This is a genomic window from Candidatus Poriferisocius sp., from assembly GCF_965219775.1.
GTDB lineage: Bacteria > Actinomycetota > Acidimicrobiia > Acidimicrobiales > Bin134 > Poriferisocius.
Window position 1 is genome coordinate 1,432,129 of sequence record NZ_OZ244793.1, and the last position, 13,972, is coordinate 1,446,100.

The 13,972-nt window shown below is 63.5% G+C and carries 12 protein-coding genes; 8 read left to right on the forward strand and 4 right to left on the reverse strand.

What is annotated here, in order from left to right; genetic code table 11:
* Positions 1-2 precede the first annotated feature (2 nt).
* Genes ACOQPQ_RS06495 through ACOQPQ_RS06505 form a run of 3 tightly spaced genes read right to left on the reverse strand, consistent with a single transcriptional unit; the run spans position 3 to position 2,067 of the window.
* On the reverse strand, positions 3-845 hold the full coding sequence (locus ACOQPQ_RS06495) for an FAD binding domain-containing protein (RefSeq protein WP_420638628.1): 843 nt from the start codon (positions 843-845) through the stop codon (positions 3-5).
* A complete protein-coding gene (locus ACOQPQ_RS06500) occupies positions 842-1,708 on the reverse strand; it encodes a nitrilase-related carbon-nitrogen hydrolase (protein WP_420638629.1) in 867 nt (288 codons plus the stop codon). The genes ACOQPQ_RS06495 and ACOQPQ_RS06500 overlap by 4 nt, the downstream gene beginning before the upstream one ends.
* Positions 1,693-2,067, reverse strand: coding sequence for a cupin domain-containing protein (locus ACOQPQ_RS06505; RefSeq protein ID WP_420638630.1), 375 nt, complete (start codon positions 2,065-2,067; stop codon positions 1,693-1,695). Before ACOQPQ_RS06505 ends, ACOQPQ_RS06500 begins: the two co-directional genes overlap by 16 nt.
* 609 nt (positions 2,068-2,676) lie before the next feature.
* Here ACOQPQ_RS06505 and ACOQPQ_RS06510 point away from each other — a divergent pair.
* From ACOQPQ_RS06510 to ACOQPQ_RS06545, 8 genes are all read left to right on the forward strand, one after another.
* On the forward strand, positions 2,677-3,657 hold the full coding sequence (locus ACOQPQ_RS06510; protein ID WP_420640368.1) for an ABC transporter permease: 981 nt from the start codon (positions 2,677-2,679) through the stop codon (positions 3,655-3,657).
* On the forward strand, positions 3,657-4,589 hold the full coding sequence (locus tag ACOQPQ_RS06515; RefSeq protein ID WP_420638631.1) for an ABC transporter permease: 933 nt from the start codon (positions 3,657-3,659) through the stop codon (positions 4,587-4,589). Before ACOQPQ_RS06510 ends, ACOQPQ_RS06515 begins: the two co-directional genes overlap by 1 nt.
* Before the next feature lie 93 nt (positions 4,590-4,682).
* Positions 4,683-5,834, forward strand: a complete 1,152-nt coding sequence (locus ACOQPQ_RS06520; protein WP_420638632.1) for a BMP family lipoprotein — start codon at positions 4,683-4,685, stop codon at positions 5,832-5,834.
* 35 nt (positions 5,835-5,869) lie between these two features.
* Complete coding sequence (locus tag ACOQPQ_RS06525) at positions 5,870-7,237, forward strand: RidA family protein (protein ID WP_420638633.1); 1,368 nt, start codon at positions 5,870-5,872, stop codon at positions 7,235-7,237.
* A 57-nt stretch (positions 7,238-7,294) separates the two neighbouring features.
* Complete coding sequence (locus ACOQPQ_RS06530; RefSeq protein ID WP_420638634.1) at positions 7,295-8,455, forward strand: M24 family metallopeptidase; 1,161 nt, start codon at positions 7,295-7,297, stop codon at positions 8,453-8,455.
* Positions 8,448-9,971, forward strand: a complete 1,524-nt coding sequence (locus tag ACOQPQ_RS06535; protein WP_420638635.1) for an ABC transporter ATP-binding protein — start codon at positions 8,448-8,450, stop codon at positions 9,969-9,971. Before ACOQPQ_RS06530 ends, ACOQPQ_RS06535 begins: the two co-directional genes overlap by 8 nt.
* A gap of 30 nt (positions 9,972-10,001) precedes the next feature.
* Positions 10,002-12,290: a xanthine dehydrogenase family protein molybdopterin-binding subunit gene (locus ACOQPQ_RS06540; protein ID WP_420638636.1), complete on the forward strand. Its 2,289-nt coding sequence runs from the start codon at positions 10,002-10,004 to the stop codon at positions 12,288-12,290.
* A gap of 92 nt (positions 12,291-12,382) precedes the next feature.
* Positions 12,383-13,192 carry a cysteine hydrolase family protein gene (locus tag ACOQPQ_RS06545; RefSeq protein WP_420638637.1) on the forward strand — a complete coding sequence of 270 codons (810 nt, stop codon included), beginning with the start codon at positions 12,383-12,385 and terminating at the stop codon, positions 13,190-13,192.
* A gap of 13 nt (positions 13,193-13,205) precedes the next feature.
* Here ACOQPQ_RS06545 and ACOQPQ_RS06550 read toward each other — a convergent pair whose 3' ends face one another.
* On the reverse strand, positions 13,206-13,964 hold the full coding sequence (locus tag ACOQPQ_RS06550; RefSeq protein ID WP_420638638.1) for an SDR family NAD(P)-dependent oxidoreductase: 759 nt from the start codon (positions 13,962-13,964) through the stop codon (positions 13,206-13,208).
* Between the last annotated feature and the right edge of the window lie 8 nt (positions 13,965-13,972).

The window sequence follows — 13,972 nt, forward strand, 5'->3', positions numbered from 1 at the left end:
GGTCACCGAAGTGCTCGTCGAGTCAGGGCCCGGACGAGATCACGGCGATAGTCGGCCGATCCGTGGATGTCGCCCCGTGGGTCGACTTCCTGACCGGCCATTTCTGATGCGGCGGCAATTGATTCGGGGCTGAGCGGTTGGTCCACCAACGCCGCCTCCGCGTTGGCCAATCGAACGGGTGTGGGGCCCACTCCCGCAGCACCGATTCGCGCCTCGACGATGAGGCCGCTGCCCATCTTCACGGCGGTCGCCACCGCAACCACGGCAAAGTCCCCGGCACGGCGGCTGAACTCCGAGAACCCGGTCGTCCAGTTGTGGTCCAGCCACGGCAACCGGACCTCGGTGAGCAGCTCATCGTCAGCCATCGATGTGACGAAAGCCGACCGAAAGAACTCTTCCGCGGGAACGACTCGCCGCCCGCGAACAGAGGTGACGGTCATGTCGGCACCAAGGGTTTGGGCCAGCAAACACCACTCTGCCGCAGGGTCGGCATGGGCGATGGAACCCCCGAACGTCCCCCGCAAGCGAATTGGCAGATGGCCGACATGGCGGGCTGCGTCGGCCAGCAACGAGCCCAACGGCCCTCCGAAGGGCGGATGCTCCAGTTCCACATGACGAACTCGGGTGCCCATGGTGACCCTTCGGTCGTCGGATAGCACCTGGTCCAGGCCGGATACCGCACCGATGTCAATCAGCACCTCCGGGCGGGCCAGGCGGAAGTTCATCATGGGAACCAAGCTCTGCCCGCCGGCCAGGACTTTTGCCTCACCACCATGCTCGGCCAGAAGATCCAAGACCTCGATGACGTCGCGGGGCCGTTCGTACCGGAAGGGCGCGGGCTTCACAGCAGTGAGCCGCCGTACGCGAGACCATAGACATCGGTACGTCGGTCGGCCCGCGGGGTTATGGACGATCCTCGGGCCTTCGCGTGGTCTACGTCATCAAGATCCACAGTGACCACCCGGAACTCGTTGCGTTTGCCAGACAGGGGACCGGCAACCACGGTGCCGAAGCTGTCGACGACCACCGATGATCCCAAGAATCGGAACCCCGAGTGGTCCCCAACCTGGCTTGCACAGGCGATGAAGACCTGGCTCAGCTTTGCTTGCAGCACGGCGCCGTGGGCTTGAGGACAGAAGCCATCGGCGTCCCACTGGTCAGCGTCAAACCCGGTGATCCAGGCCGAGGGGACGCAGATGAGTTCAGCACCGGAAAGAGCCAGGACACGAACCACTTCAACGAATCGGAGGTCATAGCAGATGCACAGACCCAGGCGCCCCACTGGAGTCTCCACAATCGGGAGACCCAGGTCACCAGGAGTGAAAGAGACCTTCTCTCCCGCGAACAGATGCAACTTGCGGTAGTGGCCGATGACCCCGGTTCTGTCGACAACAACAGCGGTGTTGTACAGAGCCTCGTCGTCGCGCTCACAGAAGCCCCCCACGATCACCCCCGAGTGGTCGGCGGCCACTGATGTCCACGCCTCCACCGTTGGCCCCTTGAGAGGCTCAGCCAGCCGGGCCAAGTGCATCGGATCAACCGTGTACCACGGCAGGGCCAACTCGGGCAGAACAATCAATTCGGCACCCTGCTCGAACATCAGTTTTGCCACCCGGGCCGTTTGGGATCGGTTGTCGCAGGCGTCTCCCGGTGGGCTGCCCATCTGGGCCAGCCCGATGGCGAGCTTCCGGGTCACAGGGCCCCGCACAGCTTGAGGAGGTGGCGATCAGGGGGGCATGGCCCACCCACACTGACGATTCGGCTGCCGCGGTCGGCGCGAACGGCATGCTTCACGCCGGCCGGCACGTGTACCGCGTCGCCCGCCACGAACTCAAGAACCTGGTCGTTGTCGAGGTCGGCCACCGATCCACGGCCCTCGAGAATGAAGATTGTGTCCTCCGACTCGGAATGAGCATGGGGCACGTTTTCCTCCTCCAGCTCCAAGACGACGTAGTTCATGTTCGCCATCTCTGATCCGACTCCAGGCCAAACCACCAGACGGGCGTCGCTGGAGATCATCGGCATGTAGTGATCGGGCTCATCCCGATGAAACAGTTTGATTGCCATTGCTCAGCCTCCCAGGTGGGCGTAGAACGCAGGATCAGGAGGACACGGCCCGCCCAAGAGCACTGCCCCCTCAGCTCCCGCCACAAATCGGTACTTGGTACCCGGCTCGATCAACAACATGGACCCCGTGATGGTTTCATGGCGCACCTCAGAGTCGAGATCGAGCATCGTCCCTGAACCAGAGGACACGTGGTAGACGCATTCCGATTCATGCCTCAAGTCCACCGTTCGACCGCCGGGATCGAGGCTGATGAGGTGCAACGATCGCTGCTGCGCCCCCATTCCCGGCCACACGACGGCGTGGGCCGTTCCATCAGCTTCTACAATCGGCACGGTGGGGCCGAGGTCGGAACCTCGGACGACTCGCACCCGTGCTCGCCCAACGTCTTCGATGCCCACAGACGCTATCACGCCCCCTCGACAAGTGAGTCTCCGGCATCCGAGCGCCTTTGCGCGTTGAGCCAATGCCGCGACTAGTCTCCCGCCTACCGAAAGCGGGGGGAGTCGTTGCGACAAGCTGGCCAGATCCGACAACCGGCCCGGCCATGGTGGAGGCCGCCTCCGAGTTCGGACCTGCCGCCTTATGTGAACACGCTGCTCTCCTTGGCCATGACGGTCATTTTGGTCGGTGCTCTGATTCTCGTCATCGGGGCCAACCCGTGGGAGGCAGCCAAGGCACTTGTCGAAGGGTCGCTGATCGAACCGTTCTTCCTCGGGCAAACCCTCATGATCGCCTCCATCCTGGCGCTCACCGGATTGGCCGCAGCTCTTCCGTTCACATCGAGGCTGTGGAACATCGGCGGGGAAGGACAGATGTTCGCCGGTGCCATGGCCGCGGTGGCCTTGGGAATCGAGCTGCCCTCTGGCATCCCCAAGGCTCTCTTCGTCTTGATAATCGTCCTCGGATCCTTCGTCGGAGGAGCGGTCTGGGGACTGATCCCGGGCGCGTTGAAGGCGTTCTACGGTGCCAGCGAGATTGTGACGACCTTGATGTTGAGCTTCGTCGCGGTCTTCGTCGCCAACTACATCATCGCCGATGTCTGGCCCGACCCGTTTAGCCAAAAGACCGTATCCATCAATGACAAGGCCCAATTCCCAGCCATTTGGAAGGACGCAAACGTCGACATCAGCGTGCTCATCGCGGTGGCTGCCGCCGCGCTGGCCTGGATCCTCATGACCAAGACATCACTCGGCTTTTCCATCCGGGTGATCGGGGCCAACGCCAACGCGGCGAGACTGGCCGGAGTGGCCACGAAGCAGGTAACGATGCTGACCTTCCTGGTCGCCGGGGGGTTCGCCGGGCTGGCCGGGGGCGTGGCGGTCGCAGGCATCTTCGATGATCTCGACATCAACTTCTCCAGCAATTTCGGCTTCATCGGCATTGCCGTGGCTCTGTTGGCCCGGCTGAAGCCGCCCCTTGTCATCCCGGCCGCCTTCTTGTTCTCCATGCTGCGGGTCGGGAGCAACAGCCTCCAGGCTTCGGCGGACATCTCTCCCTCCCTCGGCGACATCGTCGTGGCGGTCTTCGTGATCCTGCTGATGGTGACGGGCGCGATTCGCTTCCGCTACGCCCAGAACGTGTCGGACTGATGCCCACCGAAGCCGTCGTCATCGCCTTTTTCGCAACTGGGTTGCAATTGATGGTGCCGATACTCCTGGCTGCGCTGGGTGAGACCATCTCCGAGCGTGGTGGCGTGCTCAATGTGGGCATCGAGGGATCCATGCTGATCGGCGCGCTCATAACCGCACTGGTCGGCATCAGAACCGAGGTTGTCCCCCTGGCGTTGGCCCTCGGCTGGGTCGCCGGAATGGGTGCTGGGTCGGTGCTGGCCTTCCTCTTCGTCTTTCGGGGAACGGATCAAATCGTCACCGGTCTGCTCTTCAATGTGTTTGCGCTCGGACTCACCGGTTTGCTGGATGATCGATTCGTCGGTGGCCAGATCGGTCCGACGCTCTCACCGCTGGACATCCCGCTTATCGGCGACATCCCCAAGGTCGGCGACGTGCTGAACGGGCAAGATGCAATGTTCTGGGTGACCCTGGCCATTGTTCTTCTCGTCTTCTATCTGATGCACCGCACCTGGTGGGGCTTGTACACCCGGGCAGCGGGCGAACGACCGCACGCCACCGAGTCCGGAGGCCTTGATGTCCAGCGTCTCCGGTATCCGGCCGTGATCTTGGCCAACGGTCTGGCCGGTCTGGGCGGCGGCGCCCTCGTCATGTCGTCGGCCGGAGGATTCGTGCCGGGCATGACCGAGGGCCGTGGATTCATCGCCCTTGGGGTTGTGGTGGTTGCCCGTTGGAATCCGTTCTTGGCCCTTGCCACCTCGGCAGTGTTCGGCCTCAGCCAGGCACTCCAGTTCGTCGCCGGACAAGTGGACCTGCTCGACGGGGTCCCCGACCAAGTGTGGCTGGCGCTGCCCTACGTGGTTACCGTGCTCGCCGTCCTGTTGTCGCGTGGCAGCCGGTACCCAGCGGCAGTGGGCATCCCGTGGCGAAGGGAAGCGGCCGGCCGAGCGTGACCTCGCTGGCACTGTTGCACATCGCCCCCTATATTCAAGGGCGAGCCACAAGGGCCCGAGACCATTGGGGGGGACATGAACAGCACACGACCAGTGAAGGTTTTGGCCGCGATTCTCGCATTGCTGCTGCTTGCAGCCGCCTGCGGAAACGACGACGACACCACAGAATCCGGCGAGCCTTCGGCGACCCAGGCCCCGGCGGCAACGCAGGCCCCGGAACCGGAACCTGCTCCGGAAGAACCGTTCCGAGTCGCATACTTCTATCCCGGAACAAATGATGACATCAGTTGGTCCAACGCGTGGTGGGACGGTGCCCAAGCCGCGGCAGCCGACAACCCGAACATCGAACTCGAGTTCATCGAGCTGTTGAATGAGCCGGACGCCTATGTCCAGCAGGGGTCGGCGTTTGCCGATCAGGGCTACGACTTCCTCTTGTTCGCCCATGGCGCCATGGTCGACCCTGCGATCGAGGTCGCCAACAACTTCCCCGACACCCAGATCTGTATGGCTCCGCACCATCCGGCCCCTGACGCCCCTCCGATACCGGACAACCTTTGCTGGGTGGAGGTCGACCAGCACAACGCCAACTTCCTGACCGGGGTCATCGCCGCGCTGGCCACCGACACCGGCACCATCGGCTCGCTCAACGGCTTCGAGTTTCCGGCGCTGACCCGCCAGCCCGAGGCCTTCCACCTCGGTGCCCGGTGCGTGAACCCCGATATCAACTTCTCCCAGGAGTACATCAACACGTGGGTTGACACGGCGGTGGCCAAGGCCGCCGCGCAGTCCCTGATCGCCGGCGGGGCCGACGTCATCCTGTCCGCCACCGATCAGGCGGTACTGGGCATCATCGACGCCGCCCAAGAGGCGGACACCCAGGTGTGGGTGGTGCCGTCCTACTACGACAGCTTCGACATCGCTCCCGACGTGGTGCTCACGTCAGCAGTCCACGGGCTGGCCGATGCCGGCCAGGTCATGATCGAGCGGGCCTACGCCGGTGAGATCGGCCCAGGTTCCTTCCACCAGTTCGACGTCACCAACACGGCCGGCATCATCGCCGCTCCGCTGTACGACAATGCCGGTGTGCTCAGCGATGAAGACTGGGCGATATTCGAGGACATCGACGCCAAGGTGCGCACAGGAGAAATCAGGATTCCGGACGAAACTGCCGGGGATCCCACCATCGGCAGCGCCGGCGCAGGTGGGTCCATCGACCCGTCCTCGATCGGCTGCACGCCTCGCTAGGAGGCCGAGGGGAAAGTCTGAGAGGAGAGGCCAGCATGGCTGAGAACGACCGCGTCGCCATCTGGGGCGGGGAACCCAAACCCCTCATGCCCTACAGTCCGGCGATCAAGGCGGGCGGGTGGGTCTTCGTGGCCGGCCAGTTGGCCTCGGACTTCGAAACGGGCCTCGCGCCGGAGGCCGGGGGTGACGGCCGGAACCCCAACGGGTTCGACGCCCTCGAACTCCAGTCCCACTACGTACTGCAAAATCTCCAACTGACATTGGAAGCCGCGGGCTGCGACATCGCCACCGACATCGTGCGCATCTACCAGTGGTTCTGCTCTCCCCATCCGACCATTGACGAGTTCTGGCAGGGGAACTCCTGGCCGAGGATCAGCATCACCCCGTACCTGCGGACTCGCGACGAGTACGTCCATCCACCCCGGCCGGCATCCACCGGAATGGGCATACGCGACACCGGTCTCCTGGTAAACAAGACGATTCTGGAAGTGGACATGATCGCCATTCCGGGTGGGGGCAGCGAGGGATTCGCAGTTCCTGAAGGCGTGCCGTCACCGCTGGCCGGTTACTCCCCGGCCATTCGGCGAGGAGATTGGATCTTCTGCGCGGGAGAGATCCCCGTCGACTGGATGGGCGACTACCTGCAGGGTAACGACATGGGTGAGCCGAGCGGCCTCGCGCCAGAGGCTCGCGTCAACCCGTACTTCTGGTACGGCTCGGAGATAGAGAGTCAAACCGAGTATGTCCTCCAGAAACTCGACCGGATTGTGCAGACAGCCGGTGGATCGATCCAGAACACGGTGAAGGCAACCGTCTATCTGGCCAGCCCGGGCGACTTCGCGGGCATGGAACGGGTTTGGAAGCAGTGGTTCCCCGAGGACCCACCGGCCCGAGTGGTGATCCCTTACATGGGGCTTGGCGGCAAGGGCAGCCGGATAGAAATCGCGCTCAAAGTTCTCGCCGACGACGCTTCCATCCGGAAAGAGACCATCGAAACCTCCGATGCCGTCCAGCCGCCCTGGCATGAGCCCCAGGCGGTCAAGGCAGGCGATTTCTTGTTCTTCAGCACGGCCATTGCCTACGACGAATTGGGCAACCTGCCCTCGTCGGTGCAGCGCCACCCGGAGTTCCCGTGGTACGGGCAGCCCCCCAAGCTGCAGATGGCCTACATCATGGACAATGTCTCGGCGATCTGCGAGGCGGCCGGCACCAGCGTCGAGAACATCGTCCGGCGACAGTGCTTCCATGATGATTTCACCCACTTCCAGCAGTCGATCGAACAGTGGGCCGGCTACTTCCCCGGCGACCGACCGGCTTCGACGACGCTGGAAATCGGCGGACCGCTTCAGGTGCCCGGCGCCCAGTTCCTCATGGACCTGATCGCCTACGTGCCCCCTGGGTGAGGTTCCTCGGCAATTCCGTCGTCCGTGCCCGAGTTCGAGGCATCTGGAGGACCATCCATGGATGACGTTCTGCAGGTCAACGGCTATCCCCGATACTCGCCGGATGAGATGGACCGCCGGCACCGACGCCTTCGGGAACTGATGGAGCATCACCGGCTGGATTCGGTGCTGATCGGTGGGGCAACGGGTCCGCACGACACGTCGGTCCAGTACTACTGCAACTGGCCGCCGCTGTTCCCGGTCTATCTGATCGTCTCCCGCGACGACGATCCTGAACTCGTGGTCCGGCTCTGGAATCACATTCCGGACGCCGAGCGCATCTCGGTGGTGGAGAACATCACATTTGGCGGGGACGACCACGCAGACCTCGTGGACCGGGTCGCCCGACGACTCGACGGCCACCGACGGATCGGCACCATCGGGGTGGTTCCCTATGCCGACGCGGTCGCTTTCGGGGCGGACCGGCTGGTCGATCTCAACGCCGACTACTTCGCCCTGCGCGTGGTCAAAACGGACGAGGAGATGCAATACGTCCGCATCGCCTCCCGCATGAACGATGAAGCTGTCGCCGCGCTGGCATCCACAACCACTCCTGGGATGAACGAATATGAGCTGGCCAAGGTCATCGAGGACGCATACCTGGACCGAAGGGGGACCAACCTCATCCACTTCACCCTGACCACCTCGATGGCCAACCCGGAGTTCTTCGTGCCCCACCAATACCAACCCGACCGGATCATTCAGGCAGGCGACGTGCTGGTCACCGAAATCAGTACCACCTTCTGGGGCTACACCGGACAGATCCTGAGAACGCTCTGCATTGCCGGTGAACCCACATCCCTCTATCAGGAGATGTACGAAGTCGCCGAGAGCACCTACTCCAGCATTGCAGGCATCATGCGCACCGGTACGACGATCGGAGAGATCCTGGACCGGGCGGAGGCGATTCACGAAGCGGGCTTCGACATCTGGGACGATCTGGTGCATTGCTACGGGGGCGGCGGCTACCTCGCACCCATTGTGCGCACTCGGCCGAATCGGGGTGCCACCCACCCCGACGACTGGGCCTACCCGAAAGGAACGGTGCTCGTCGTCCAGCCCAATGTCATCGACCTTCCGACGCGAGCCGGTGTCCAGGTGGGAGACTCCATGTGGCTTCGCTCAGACGGAGTTGAAGTGACGCAGAAGCACCCGAGGGAACTGATTCGCTGTGGCTGAGAACGTCGTAGAACTTCGAGACATCTCCAAACGATTTGGCGACGTCCAAGCCAACGACGGTATCGACTTCGACCTCCGGGCCGGTGAGATTCATGTCCTGCTCGGAGAGAACGGTGCCGGCAAGACCACCCTAATGAACGTCATGTTCGGCCACGTTCTCCCCGACTCGGGCACCATGTTGGTCGGGGGCAGGCCGGCCGACATCCGGTCGCCCCATGACGCACTCGCGCTCGGTATCGGCATGGTCCATCAACACTTCTCCCTGGTCCCGACCTTCACCGCGGCCGAGAACATCGTCCTCGGATCACGCCCTGTGCTCGACCTGCGTCTCAAACCCTCGGCCATTCGGCGAGAGATCGCCTCCTTGGCCGACCGATACAACATGCCAATCTCACCGGCCACCCCCGTCCGCGATCTCCCGGTTGATCTGCAACAGCGAGTGGAGATCCTGAAGGTCCTCTACCGCGGCGCGAAGATCCTCATTCTGGATGAGCCGACGTCCCTCCTCGGACCTCGGCAGATCGACAACCTGCTGGGCATTTTGGAGGATCTGCGAGCCGATGGTCATTCCATCGTCCTGGTCACCCATAAGTTGGCGGAGGTCATGCAGGCGGCGGACCGAGTTACCGTGATCCGCGCGGGCAAGAAGGTGACGGAGGTTGAGCGGGGGGAGTTCAACGAGCGCACCTTGACCAGGGCCATGACGGGCCAGGACATCACGACGGTCAAGGTTGACCGAGTTTCGCCCCAAGATGAAGCTGCGGCCCTGCTCCAGGTGAACAACCTGGTCACGACCGGGATCGGGGTCAATTCCCTTGATGGTTTGAACCTGTCGGTCCGAGCCGGAGAGATTCTCGGCGTCGCCGGCGTCGAGGGGAATGGCCAACGTGACATCGTCAACGCCGTCACCGGTCTGGCCTCCCTCGAGTCGGGAACCGTCCGGATTGACGGCGTGAACGTCACCGGCTCTGAACCGGGCGATCTCCGAGAGCATGGTCTCGCGGTCATTCCCGAAGACCGCCACGGTTGGGGCTTGGTCCTTGACATGACCCTGGCCGAGAATCTGGCCATCAATGAGATCCCCGCCGGTGGGTTCACCCGTCGAGGATTGCTGGACTGGAAGCGCATCAAGAAGGAGGCAGCCGGACTGCTCGAGGAATACGACGTGCGCCCTGCCGATACGGAGTTGGAGGCAGGCACCCTATCGGGGGGCAACCAACAGAAAGTCGTGTTGGCACGCGAATTCTCCCGGCGACCCAAGGTGCTCATCGCCGACAACCCCACCTGGGGGCTGGATGTCGGTGCAGTGGATTACGTGCATCGTCGGCTGCTCCAGCTCAAAGAGGCGGGCACCGCCGTGCTGCTGATGTCCTTGGATCTCGATGAGCTCTTGAAACTCAGCGACCGTGTGGCGGTCATGTATCGGGGAAGAGTTGTGCTGGAACGGCCGGTGGACGAATTGGACCTGGACGATCTGGCCTTGGCCATGGCCGGCAGTCCCGTGGGGGTGGCCTGACCGTCGGCCCAATTCGACCGGAGGAACACCATGGGATTCGTAGGGGAATCCATACGTCGGCTTGAGGACTCCCGTCTCTTGCGGGGTGCGGGTCGCTTTGTGGATGACATCGATTTGCCGGGCCAATTGTGGATGAGGGTGGTTCGCTCCAGCCATGCCCACGGCCGGGTGGTGGGGATCGACACCTCGGCGGCCAAGGCCATGGCTGGTATCCGGTTGATCCTCACGGGGGCCGACGTCGCGCACGTTGAGCCCATACCGCTGCGCTTGCCCTTTGACGGGCTCGGGCTCGAGCAGGCGCTCCAGCCGGTGCTCGCCCAGGATCGGGTTCGCTATGTGGGCGAGCCGATGGCCCTGGTCCTCGCCGAAGACCCCTACCTGGCCGAGGACGCGGCAGAACGCGTGATGGTCGACATCGAGCCGCTCGAAGCCGTGGTCGACGCTCTCCGTGCTCCCCACGAAGCGTCGCTGTGGGCTGATTCGTCGAACGAACTCTGTGTCCTGGAAAAGGGCTACGGCGACATTGGATCGGCGTTCGACCGTGCCGAGCGGGTGTTGGCCACCGAAGTCGCCATCGGGCGCCACTCCGGTGTCCCCCTTGAGACCAGGGGGCTGGTGTGTGACATCGACACCGGCCGCGATGAACTGACGGTTTGGGGCGCGACGCTGGTCACCCACTACCACCGGCAGGTTCTGGCCCGCTTGCTGTCGCGATCACCCTCCAGCATTCACATGCGCTCGACCGACGCCGGCGGCAGCTTCGGTGTCCGGGGCGACTTCTTCCCTGAGGACTTCCTGGTGGCCTACGCCGCGTCTTTGACCGGGCGACCGGTCAAATGGATCGAGGACCGGGCCGAGAACCTCACCACCACCAACCACGCCCGCGAGCAAACCCATCGTATATGGGGCGCTTTCGACACCCGGGGGCACCTGCTCGGGCTTGATGTCGAGATATGGCACAACAAGGGTGCGTACATTCGCCCCACTGGGGTTGTCGTGTCCGAGCTGACCATAGGCATGATCCCCGGCCCTTACCGGCTGCCCGCCTACCGGTCGAAGATCCATGTCGTCACCACCAACAAGACGCCTGTCGGCCCCTACCGAGCACCCGGCCGCTACGAACTCACCGTGGCCCGTGAGCAACTGCTCGACATGGCCGCGGCCGCTTTCGGCCTCGATCCGGTCGAGATCCGCCGTCGGAATCTGCTCGCCTCCGCCGAACTGCCCTACGAACCCGGGTTCGAGCTGGCCGGCGAGCCGTTTGTTCTCGACTCTGGTGACTTCACCGGGCTGATTGATCAGGCCGGGGCCAAGTACACCGAATGGCGAGGCCAACTCGCAGGCGGCCACGGTGGATATCGGGACATCGGAATTTCGGTTTTCATGGACAAGAGCGGGCTCGGCCTCTACGAGACCGGCGCCGTTGACATCGACTCCTCCGGGTCCGTCCGGGTGTTCATCGGGGGGGCATCCTCAGGTCAGGGCATCGAGACCGTGATGGCCCAGATAGCAGCCGATGAACTGGGCGTGGACCCGTCGGAAATCCAGGTCATCCATGGAGACTCGGACCTGGTCCCCGACGGAGTGGGCTCGTGGTCCAGCCGCTCGACGGTGATCGGCGGCGTCGCCGTGCAAACCGCCGCTCGCCGCACCGCCGATAAAGCCAAGCGGATTGCCGGGAACCTGCTCGAGGCCGCCACCGACGACCTGATCCTGGCCAATGGCCGGGTCCACGTGGCCGGAGCTCCGGCCAAGTCGGTGACTCTCGGCCAAATTGCACTGGCAAATGGCACCCTCGAGGCGGCTGAAGGAAGAGAGGATCCGGGACTCGGGGCTCGTGTCGCCCACCTTGACGAGCGAATGAACTATCCCTATGGGGCGGTGGTCGTGGATGCATCCCTCGACCCTGACACCGGTCGCGTGCGGCTGCACCGCGTGTGGTTGGGATGCGAGGTGGGCAAGGCGGTCAATCCGAAACTGGTCGAAGGTCAGGCGCTCGGGGGGTTCGCCCAAGGGTTGGGTGGTGCACTGCTCGAGGAATTCCCCTTCGATGAGCACGGGCAACCCCAAGCCGCGAACTTCATGGATTACCTCATGCCCACGGCTGCCGACCTGCCCCCTGTGGAAGTAGCGATTCTCGAGAACGCGCCCACTCCGACCAACCCGTTGGGTGCCAAGGGAGCAGGCGAAGCCGGCATCGCGGGCGCCGGCGCGGCAATAGCTGCCGCGGTTGGCCAGGTGCTCGGGGACCCCGGCGCGGTCGACTCCCTCCCCATTGCTCCCGAGTGGGTACTGGCCCGACTCGAGCGCGGGGCATGACATCGGCTTGTGGCACCCGTCCCGCAGAGCGAATAAGTTCACCTGGGTAGAAGTCCTGGCTCTTGGAGCCACACACGAAAGCCGAGCCGCCCATGAAGACTGAGATGTACGCATACCTCGATGGTCGGGACCGCATCATTTTGCCTTCGGGCACCAGCAATTTCGAGGACGCGTTCGAACGCTGGCTCGATCCCGACAAGACGGCCATCGCCTGCATCGACATGCATCGCGGTCACATCGGCCCCGAGGAGGAGTTGACCTGTCCGTGCCCGAGGGCGCGGGCGAAAATCCCCGCCCACAACATGTTCCACCGCATGGCCCGGGCCATCGAGATCCCGATCATCCACGTCCAGCATTGGCAACGGTACGGCGGGATTGATGACTTGCATTCCCGGCAGCACAACCGCATGGCCAACTGGCGCGTTCTGTACGAGCTGTACTTGCCCCCGAATCCGAAGATGGACGAGCACAGTTGGGAAGGCACGAAGTGGTTGGACATTCTCGTGGAGGAGGAAGAGGGCGACTACTACGTCCGGACCAAAAAGCGGCTCTCGTCCTTTTTTCCTACCGATTTCGAGTTCCTGCTCCGCCAGCTCGACATCAAGAACCTGGTCCTCACCGGGACAATGACCGACGCTTGCGTCCTGTCGACTGCCTTCGATGCCGCCAACCGCGATTTCCGGGTCATCGTGCCCGGCGACATCGTTGCCGGGGGCAGCGAGGAGGCCGAAGCCGCTGCTCTACTGGTCACGTCATTGCACTTGGGTCTGGTCACCGACGGTCCCGCCCTGATTCGAGAGTGGTACGCCCGAAAGGGTTTGACCGCTCCCTGGGAGCTGGAGGGTGTCGTCAAGATGACCGAGGCTTCCGGCGTCCTCGAAGAAATCGAGGCGTTTGCCTAGCGGTGGCTGGACATCACACCGCGGTGTAGCCCCCGTCCACGAACAGCAGATGGCCGTGGACGAAATCGGACGCCGACGAAGCCAAAAAGACCGCTGAGCCGGCGACATCGTCCGGCTGCCCCACCCGCCCGGCGGGAACGTGGGGAATGAACGCTTCCAAGAAGCCCGGATCATCCAAGAGATAGGCATTCATCTCGGTTCGGACCGCGGTCGGGGCAATGGCGTTGACATTCACCCCTCGGGAGGCCCACTCCAGCGCCAGCGTACGGGTGAGCTGCATCACGCCCCCCTTGGAGGCACAATACGCAACAAACTCCGGAAAGCCGACGACGCTGAAGGTCGAGGCGAGATTGATGATCTTGCCTGCACCCTGTTCGACAAAGTGCCGACCCGCGGCCTGACAGCAAAAGAACAGCGCCTTCAGGTTGATGTCGAGGGTGGCGTCCCAGTCCTGCTCGGACACTTCCAACGCCGGCGCGGTCAACTGCACCCCGGCCGAGTTCACCAGAATGTCGAAACCGTCGAGACGGTCTGCGAGCCGCTCGAACAGACTGGGAATGCTGCCGACATCGGTTAGGTCTGCCACTTCGACTTCGGCGTTCCGACCGAGGTCGCGCACTGCGGCCGCGGTGGCCTCGAGTGGCTTGGTGGTGCGTCCAATGACGCCGATGTCCGCACCCGAATTGGCGAACGCCAACGCAATGGCCCGGCCGATCCCTCGGCCACCCCCGGTGACGATTGCCTTCTTGCCTGCCAGTGCCTTGTCTGCCATCTTGTCAT